The sequence below is a fragment of the Stenotrophomonas sp. 3diitr2024 genome, from assembly GCF_042136455.1.
GTDB lineage: Bacteria > Pseudomonadota > Gammaproteobacteria > Xanthomonadales > Xanthomonadaceae > Stenotrophomonas > Stenotrophomonas sepilia.
This window is the reverse complement of record NZ_JBHHMJ010000647.1, coordinates 1-7,321: the sequence shown is the minus strand read 5'-3', so window position 1 is coordinate 7,321 and position 7,321 is coordinate 1. Positions and strand designations below refer to the sequence as shown.

7 protein-coding genes are annotated in these 7,321 nt (G+C 67.4%); 4 read left to right on the top strand and 3 right to left on the bottom strand.

The features are described 5' to 3' along the window. Positions 1 to 322 precede the first annotated feature (322 nt). The 3 genes from ABGA94_RS16760 to hemH form a co-directional block, all read right to left on the bottom strand. Entirely contained in the window at positions 323 to 2,428 is a 2,106-nt protein-coding gene (locus tag ABGA94_RS16760; RefSeq protein WP_197598751.1) for a methyl-accepting chemotaxis protein, read from the bottom strand. A gap of 291 nt (positions 2,429 to 2,719) precedes the next feature. Beyond that, entirely contained in the window at positions 2,720 to 3,574 is an 855-nt protein-coding gene (locus ABGA94_RS16755) for an alpha/beta fold hydrolase (RefSeq protein WP_005420457.1), read from the bottom strand. Further along, positions 3,571 to 4,533 carry a ferrochelatase gene (gene hemH / locus ABGA94_RS16750; RefSeq protein ID WP_375367821.1) on the bottom strand — a complete coding sequence of 321 codons (963 nt, stop codon included), beginning with the start codon at positions 4,531 to 4,533 and terminating at the stop codon, positions 3,571 to 3,573. The genes ABGA94_RS16755 and hemH overlap by 4 nt, the downstream gene beginning before the upstream one ends. 165 nt (positions 4,534 to 4,698) lie before the next feature. Between hemH and ABGA94_RS16745 the strand changes: the two genes are divergently transcribed. From ABGA94_RS16745 to tatC, 4 genes are all read left to right on the top strand, one after another. Continuing rightward, entirely contained in the window at positions 4,699 to 5,592 is an 894-nt protein-coding gene (locus ABGA94_RS16745) for a lipid-binding SYLF domain-containing protein (protein ID WP_375367820.1), read from the top strand. A 75-nt stretch (positions 5,593 to 5,667) separates the two neighbouring features. Then, a complete protein-coding gene (gene tatA, locus ABGA94_RS16740; protein WP_005420453.1) occupies positions 5,668 to 5,895 on the top strand; it encodes a Sec-independent protein translocase subunit TatA in 228 nt (75 codons plus the stop codon). A gap of 15 nt (positions 5,896 to 5,910) precedes the next feature. Next, positions 5,911 to 6,372, top strand: coding sequence for a Sec-independent protein translocase protein TatB (gene tatB / locus ABGA94_RS16735; protein ID WP_111129269.1), 462 nt, complete (start codon positions 5,911 to 5,913; stop codon positions 6,370 to 6,372). Beyond that, the gene (gene tatC / locus ABGA94_RS16730) at positions 6,369 to 7,118 is read left to right on the top strand and encodes a twin-arginine translocase subunit TatC (protein ID WP_005420449.1); all 750 of its coding nucleotides are present in this window, start codon (positions 6,369 to 6,371) and stop codon (positions 7,116 to 7,118) included. The genes tatB and tatC overlap by 4 nt, the downstream gene beginning before the upstream one ends. The last annotated feature ends 203 nt before the right edge of the window (positions 7,119 to 7,321 follow it).

The following is a 7,321-nucleotide window of genomic DNA, read 5'->3' as shown; positions in this document are numbered from 1 at the left end:
GGCCGCTGGCCGGCAAGCCGATGGCGTTACATCGCCCGGGAGATCCACGCGATGCGTGGATATTCTCCGCGGGCAGCCACAGCGCCAACTAGGGTTGGCCGCTGCCGGCGGCAGGTCAGACAGTGCGCGCGGCTGTGATTGCCAGCCAGCGGCCGGCACTACCGGTAGATCCACGCCGTGTGTGGATGCGGCGCCAAACAGGGTTGGCCGCTCCTCACGGCAGGTCCGGAAGCGGACTTTTCCTGACCCATCACGCAAAAGCAGGCAAAAAAACGGCGCCCTGCGGGCGCCGTCTTGATCAGGATCGCATTGCAGGCCCGGATCAGGCGGCCCGCGGGACCTCGTGCGGTTCCTGCTGGCGGAACACCGATACTGCCTCGGTAAGCGTCCCCGCCTGCGTCTGCAGCTCGCGTGCGGCCGCGGTGGCTTCTTCCACCAGCGCCGCGTTCTGCTGCGTGGCCTGATCCATCTGCACCACGGTCTGGTTGATCTGCTCGATGCCGATCGACTGCTCCTGCGAGGCCGCCGAGATCTCACGCATCAGATGGCTGACATTCTCCACGCCGCCGACAATGCCCTGCATCCGCTGGCCGGCGTCGGCCACCAGCTGGGCACCTTCGCCCACCTGTCGGCCTGCCTCATCGATCAGCTTTTTGATTTCCTGTGCGGCGGCGGCGGAGCGCTGCGCCAACACGCGCACCTCGCTGGCCACCACGGCGAAGCCACGGCCCTGCTCACCGGCACGTGCGGCTTCCACCGCCGCATTGAGCGCGAGGATATTGGTCTGGAAGGCGATGCCATCGATCACGCCGGTGATGTCGCCGATCCGCTTTGAGGCGCCTTCAATCGCCTGCATGGTGTCGACAACCCGCTGCATCGCGGTGTTGCCGTCACTGGCGGCGTTCTGCGTGGACGCAGCCAGCTCACTGGCCTCGCGCGCATGCGCAGCGTTCTGGCGCACGGTGGCGGTCAGCTCCTCCATCGAGGCTGCGGTTTCCTGCAGGTGCGCCGCCTGGCGCTCGCTGCGCTCGGACAGCGCACCATTGCCTGCAGCGATCTCGCTGGCGGCGGTACTGATCGAGGCCGCGCACTGCTGGATGCGGCCCACCATGCGCGCCAGCTGGCCGGCGGTGGCGTTGGCATCACGCTGGATCGCGGCGAAGGCACCGTGGTACTCACCGTGCATGCGCCGATCGAGATCGCCGTTGGCCAGCGCCGAAAGCATCTGCCGCACGTCGTTGACGGTGCTGCCCAGCGTATCGAGCAGCTGGTTGATGCCACCGGTCAGGCCATCGAGGAAGCTGGCGCCTTCGGTTGCCTGCAGGCGCTGGCCGAGATCGCCGGCAGCGGCAGCAGCGACGATGCCGGCCACGGCGTTCTCCAGCGCCAGCTCCTGGGTACGGTCATGCCATTCCACGGCGAAACCGAGGCGCATGCCCTGTGCATCGAACACCGGGGTGACCACCTGGGCGAAGTGCACCGGGCCGATCTGTACCTTGCCGTTGTGGCTGGCCTGCAGGCCATTGAGGATGGCGCGGATGCGGTCCGGGTTGGCATGGAAGCGATGGATGCTGCTGCCGACCAGGCGTTCGGCATCGAAGTCAGGGAAGGCCTGGCGCAGTGTCGCCTGCTGGTTGCGCAGCAGAGCCACCACCGAGCGGTTCACATAGCGGATCACGTGATCATTGTCGGCGATCATCATCGCGGTGCGCGAGGCATCCAGCGCCTGACGGATCTGCGCATTCTCGGCATGCGCCTCAGCCTCACGCCCACGTTGGGCCTGGACGTGGCGCGCGGTATCGGCCAGCGCATGGGCCAACGAGCCGGGTGCATAGGATGCGGTGTCGGCATGTGTGCCCAGGTCGGTGCCCGTGGCGATGTCGCGGGCCAGCGCAGCCAGCCGGCGCGGGCCGTGGCCAAGCGCCTCGGTCTGCTGGCGCAGGCGCAGCGCGACCTGGCCGAGGAATGCCGTCAGCCCGGCGAACAGGCCCGCCTGCAGCAACGTAGGTCCCACTGCTGCGCCCTGCAGCAGCGGCGCCAACAGCGCGAGCGTGCCGATGCCGCCGGCCAGCCATACCGGCAGGCGATCACGATGGCTCAACAGCACGCCCAGCAGCAGTGCAATCGGCAACGCCGGTGACAGGCCCGCGATCGCGCACAGCCCTGCCAGCTGCAGCGACAACAACAGCGCCAGGCCATTGCGGGTGACGCTATGGCCCGCTTTGGGACCGGCCAGCCAGATGGCAGGCAGCACAGCGGCCGCAACCAGCGAGGCGGTCAGGACATGAGGCCCGCGCAGGGCCAGCACCAGGCCGGCCACCGCCAGTGCCGCACTGCCGATCAGCAATCGGCGGTCAGCGCGGTGGGCGAGCCGCTGCAGATGCGGCAGGCGGGCGGTATCGGGGGGGCGAGTGGATGCAGCGGACATCGGCGACTCCTGGATCAGCAGACGACAACGGCCACACGGTGACGCACGCACGAGTGCGTGGCCAGGGCATGGACCGGGAATTCGGGGAATGCGACGCAATCAACGTCGCGCAGACGGGGCGCCGTGACCACATCCTGTGGGTGACGGAGCAATGGAGCGGGCATGCGGACTTCCTTGCAGGACCAGACACACGCCGCAGGCCCGACCGGGCCCACGTGCTGCGGACGCAGTGGCCCGCAACTGATGTATCGGCCGGAAGTGCGCAGAATGAAGTGCAGCGGACGCTGCGACTCAGCCGGCGTTGTCGTTGCCGAGGAAGCGCAGGATCACCTCGGCGATGCGTGCCGGGTCTTCCATATGCAGGTGGTGGTTGCCGGGAAACACGGCCAGCCGTCCATCACGCAGGTGCTGCAGGCGATCACTGCGCATCGGCTCGGGATAGTAGGACTGCGCCGGCGTGGCATAGATCACCTGCGTCGGGCAGGTGATGGCCTGCAGCAGGTTGTCGATCTGGCCTTCGCTGAGGCGGATCGCGGTGGGCAGCATCAGGCGCGGATCACTGCACCAGCGATAGCCACCTTCGACCGGTTCCACGCCGCGCTCGACCAGCAGCCGCGCGCAGGGTTCGCTGAGCTGGTTGGTCATCATCCGCGCGCGGATCGGCGCGGCCAGGTCGGGGAATACGCGCAGCTGCTTGCGCGCCAGCGCGCGTGTGGCGTTCACATGTTCGCGCAGGCGATGCGCGGTTTCTTCCTCCGGCCCGCGCAGGCCGCCGAGTGCTTCGATCGCCACCAGCCGATCAACACGGTCGCTGACCGAGGCGGTAAGGCTGGCAATGCCGGCACCCATTGAATGGCCGAGCAGGCTGAATCGGTCCCAGCCCAGCGCGTCGGCGACATCGAGTACGTGGCAGATCGCGGCGGCCGTGGTGTAGCTGGCACCCGCCGGCAGGTGCGCGCTGTGACCGTGGCCGGGCAGATCGATGGCAACCAGCTGCAACGCCGACAGGTGCGGCGCCAGCGGCACGAAGCTGGCGGCGTTGTCGAGCCAGCCATGCAGGGCCAGCACGCGTGGGCCGCCGCCGTGGTTGCGCAGGCCGGCGACGCGTGCGCCCCCGACCTGGAGTTCAAACGGTTGCAGGCTCATGCCAGCGAGGACACGGCCAGCCGTGCCAAGGCGCGTGCATGCTCCGGCTCGGCGTTGAGGCAGGGGATGTAGCGCATCGTCGCACCGCGCTCGGCCAGTGTTTCGGTGAAGCCCAGCGCAACCTCTTCCAGCGTCTCCAGACAGTCGGTGGCGAATCCGGGGCAGACCACGTCGATCTGCTTCACGCCGGATTCGGCCAGCGCCCACAGGCTGGGCTCGGCATACGGCTGCAACCAGCGCTCGCGGCCGAAGCGCGACTGGTAACCCATCTGCCATTCGTCCTTGCCCAGGCCCAGTGCATTGGCGATGGCCTGCGCACTGGCCTCGCAGCGCTGCGGATACGGGTCGCCCGCGTCGGCCAGGCGCTGCGGGATACCATGGAAGGAAAACATCAGTTTCTGACCGCGACCGTGCTGTTCCCAGTAGCGGCGGATCGATCCGGCTACGGCCTCGACCCAGCCGGGATCGACCGAGTAATCCCGCACCAGGCTCACGGTCACGCCCGGGTTGCGGCGCTGCCACGCATCGACCCGGTCTTCGACCGAGGCGGTGGTGGTGGTGGAGTACTGCGGGTACAGCGGCAACACCACGATCCGGCGCGCGCCGTCGGCGGCAAGACGGTCGAGCTCGCCGGCCAGCGCCGGTTCGCCGTAACGCATCGCATGGCGTACCGTCAGGGTCGGCAGCAGGGCCTGCATGGCCTGCGCCAGCTGGCGCGTATGCACCATCAGCGGTGAGCCGTCGGGCAGCCAGACCTGGGCGTACTTGGCCGCCGACCGGCCGCTTCGCAGCGGCAGGATCAGCCCGCGCAGCAGCGGCTGCCAGAGCAGTGCCGGAATCGCGACCACGCGCGGGTCGGACAGGAATTCGGCCAGGTAACGGCGTACGGCGGGGGCCGTCGGCGTCTCGGGCGTGCCTAGGTTGACCGCCAGCACGGCGGTATCGGGTGCGTCGAGCATGGGCGGTATTGTCGCCTATCCGGCGCCGCACCGGGATGCAGGGTTCGGATTGCAGGCATAGCGCGCATCAATGCGGGCAGGGAACGCTCATTGGGGATTCATGACAACACCACTAATTTCAGTCACTTGCTATATTTTCCTATGGACTGACTTCTGGAGCCTGCCATGCGTCGCCCGATCCAAGCCCTGCTGATCGCCGCCAGCCTGCTGTCCAGCCAGGCCATGGCCGGACCGCAGGAAGACCAGCGCGCCCGCAACGCCGTGCGCGTGCTGGCCGAAATCCAGGAAATTCCTGAACAGGGCATTCCGGATAAATTGCTCGACGAAGGCCGCGCGGTCATCGTCATTCCCGACACGATCAAGGCCGGTCTTGTCATTGGCGGTCGTCGTGGCCACGGCCTGATGTCGGTGCGCATGCCCAATGGCGCATGGTCCAACCCGGTGTTCGTGAAGCTCACCGGTGGCAGCATCGGCTTCCAGGCCGGCGTGCAATCTTCGGATGTGGTTCTGGTGTTCCGCAACGACCGCAGCCTGGACAATCTGGTCAACGGCAAGTTCACGCTCGGCGCCGATGCTGGCGTTGCCGCCGGTCCGGTCGGCCGCAATGCCGCCGCCGCCACCGACGGCCAGCTGAAGGCCGAGATCTGGTCCTGGTCGCGTGCCCGTGGGCTGTTCGCGGGCGTCGCGCTGGATGGTGCGGTGCTGCAGATCGACGATGCCGCCAACCTTGACGCCTACGGCAGCAACACCACGCCGCGCATGATCTTCGAAGGTCGCGCCGCCGGTTCGCCGTCGATGGACGTGGTCGCCTTCCGTGATCGTCTGGAAGAGGCCACCTACGCCGCCCGCAACAATCGCAACGGCAACGGTGGCAGTGCACCGCGTCCGGCGGCGACCCCGGCGGTTGCGCCGGCGCCTGTTCAGGCAGCGCCGGCTGCCCCAACCGAAGCCACCACCGCGCCGCTGCAGAACGTGCCGCAGAACCCGCCGCCGCCGCAGCAGGGCTTCCAGCCGGTCAACGACGGCGAAATCCGCACGGAAACGCTGGGCGGAAACTGACTTTCGTCACGCGCGCCGGCTGACACCCGGTGCGCTATGCTCGACAGCCTGATCACTAACGTAACGAGCGTCTTTATGGGCAGTTTCAGCATCTGGCATTGGTTGGTCGTGCTGGCCATCGTCCTGCTGGTGTTCGGCACCAAGCGCCTGACCAGTGGCGCCAAGGACCTCGGCTCGGCGGTCAAGGAATTCAAGAAGGGCATGCGCGACGAAGACAAGCCGAACGCGCAGCTGGGCGATGAGTCGCGCAGCCAGGACGCCTCGCGCACCGCGCAGGACGAGCACGACCGTAACGCTCGCTGATCCGGAGCGGTTGCGGTGTTCGATATCGGCTTCAGCGAACTGCTGGTGATCGCGGTGGTCGCCCTGGTGGTGCTCGGTCCCGAGCGCCTGCCCAAGGCGGCCCGCTTCGCCGGCCTGTGGGTGCGCCGTGCCCGCAATCAGTGGGATTCGGTGAAACAGGAACTGGAACGCGAACTGCAGGCCGAGGACATCAAGCGGCAGATGCAGGAGGTGCGCCAGGGTATGCAGGACACCGAGAACCAGCTGCGCGCCAGCGGTGAGGCGATCCGTCGCGAAGCGCAGGAGGCGCAGCAGCAGGGCGATACGCTGGCGCAGGAGGTTCGCGCACCGGCGCCTGCGGATCTGCCGCCGCATATGAGCGCTGCGCCCGATGCCGATGCGCCGGCACAGGAGAGCGTTGCTCCCGAGCCGACGCCGGCGACACCCCCTGAAGCCGGTGCGCCGCCGCCGCAGAGCAGCCCGGAGCGCCAGCCATGAGTGAACAGGATTTCGGCGAAAGCTCGCTGGTCGAACATCTGGTGGAGCTGCGCGGCCGCCTGGTGCGCGCATTGCTGGGCCTGGGCGTGGTGCTGCTGGCGCTGCTGCCATTTACCCAGAAGCTGTACAACGCGCTGGCCGAACCGCTGGTCTCGCAGCTGCCCAACGGGCAGACGATGATCGCGACTAATCCGGCCGGTGCCTTCTTCGCGCCATTGAAGCTGACCTTCTTCGTGGCCCTGTTCGTGGCGGTGCCGTGGCTGCTGTACCAGCTGTGGGCCTTCGTCGCCCCGGGGCTTTACGCGCGTGAGAAGCGCCTGGCGGTGCCGCTGCTGGTGTCTTCGGTACTGCTGTTCTACACCGGCTGTGCCTTCGCCTACTTCCTGGTGCTGCCGGCGGTGTTCCATTTCCTGACCACCTTCAGCCCGGACGTGATCGCGATCACCCCGGATGCGAATGCCTACCTGGATTTCGTGCTGGCGATCTTCTTCGCCTTCGGTGGCAGTTTCGAACTGCCGGTGGCGATGGTGATCCTGGTCCTGCTGGGCTGGGTGACGCCGCAGCAGTTCAAGGAAGGCCGTGGCTACGCGATCGTCGGCATCTTCGTGCTGGCGGCGGTGCTGACCCCGCCGGACGTGGTTTCGCAGCTGATGCTGGCGATCCCGATGTGCCTGCTCTACGAGCTGGGCATCCACGCCGCACGCTGGCTGGTGCCGTCGTCGGCCGTGAAGAAACCCGCCGCCTGAAAAAAACAAAAGGGGACGGAGGGGATTAAGTCGTTATCGGCACAGTGGCACAAACGACTTAATCCCCACCGTCCCCTTTTTCGTCAGGCGTGGAAGATGTCGCTTGAGGTCGGGGTGGTCGGGACCGGCGGTGCGGCGCGACTGCCACGGTGCACGAACATCTGCTTCCACGCGGCATAGACCGCGCCGACATACAGCGGCAT

Bases quoted from the DNA above. Each gene is read 5' to 3' on its own strand.
- ABGA94_RS16745 (WP_375367820.1), top strand. From the start codon at position 4,699: ATGCGTCGCCCGATCCAAGCCCTGCTGATCGCCGCCAGCCTGCTGTCC.
- ABGA94_RS16760 (WP_197598751.1), bottom strand. From the start codon at position 2,428: ATGTCCGCTGCATCCACTCGCCCCCCCGATACCGCCCGCCTGCCGCAT.
- ABGA94_RS16755 (WP_005420457.1), bottom strand. From the start codon at position 3,574: ATGAGCCTGCAACCGTTTGAACTCCAGGTCGGGGGCGCACGCGTCGCC.
- tatC (WP_005420449.1), top strand. From the start codon at position 6,369: ATGAGTGAACAGGATTTCGGCGAAAGCTCGCTGGTCGAACATCTGGTG.
- tatA (WP_005420453.1), top strand. From the start codon at position 5,668: ATGGGCAGTTTCAGCATCTGGCATTGGTTGGTCGTGCTGGCCATCGTC.
- hemH (WP_375367821.1), bottom strand. From the start codon at position 4,533: ATGCTCGACGCACCCGATACCGCCGTGCTGGCGGTCAACCTAGGCACG.